1 pseudogene is annotated in these 887 nt (G+C 67.4%); it reads right to left on the minus strand.

Annotation, left to right across the window (positions count from 1 at the left end):
• Nucleotides 1-887 (minus strand): annotated as a pseudogene (locus GBZ26_RS29610) (DUF4347 domain-containing protein); the annotation flags it as partial.

Here is an 887-nt window from a genome sequence, read left to right on the forward strand (position 1 = left end):
CGGCACCGCGCTGTTCACCGGCGCGCTGTTGAGGACGGCGGTGTAGGCGGAATAGGCGGTCGTGGTGTTGGAGTTGCCGTCGTTGGCGATCACCGCCACGCGCAGGTACTTGTGCGCGTCCGACGTGGTCAGCGTGTAGCTGGAGTTGGTCGCCCCGCTGATTGAGGCGGCGTTGGTGCCGTTGACGTCATCGGCCCGGTACCACTGGTACGTGTAGCTCAGCGGGTCGCCGTCCGGATCGGTCCAGACACCGTCCCCCCTGGTCAGCGTGTTGCCCACCGTCGCCGTGCCCGTCACGCTCGGCGACGTCGTGTTCACCGGCGCTCCATTGCCCACCCCCGCCACCTGTGACGAATAAGCCGATGTCGCCGTCTGCGTGCCGCCATTGCCGTCGTTGGCCGTCACCACGACACGCAGGTACTTGTTCAGATCGCCCGCCGCCAGCGTGTAGCTGGAACTGGTCGCCCCACTGATCGAGGCGAGGTTGGTGCCGCTGTTGTCGTCGGCCCGGTACCACTGGTAGGTGAAGGTCCGGTTGTCACCGTCGGCATCGCTCCAGGTGCCGTCCGTCGTGGTCAGCGTGTTGCCCACCGTCGCCGTGCCCGTCACGCTCGGCACCGCGCTGTTCACCGGCGCGCTGTTGAGGACGGTGGTGTAGCCCGAGTTCGCCGTCTGCGTGCCGCCCTTGCTATCGCTGGCCGTCACCACCACGCGCAGGTACTTGTGCGCGTCCGAGCTGGTCAGCGTGTAGCTGGAGCTGGTCGCTCCGGCAATCGAGGCGGCGTTGGTGCCGTTGGGATCGTCGGCCCGGTACCATTGGTACGTGTAGCTCAGCGGGTCGCCGTCCGGATCGGTCCAGACACCGTCCCCCCTGGTCAGCGTGTTGC

Origin of the sequence: Azospirillum formosense (assembly GCF_013340925.1) — a bacterium.
In the GTDB taxonomy this organism is placed as follows: Bacteria; Pseudomonadota; Alphaproteobacteria; order Azospirillales; family Azospirillaceae; genus Azospirillum; species Azospirillum formosense.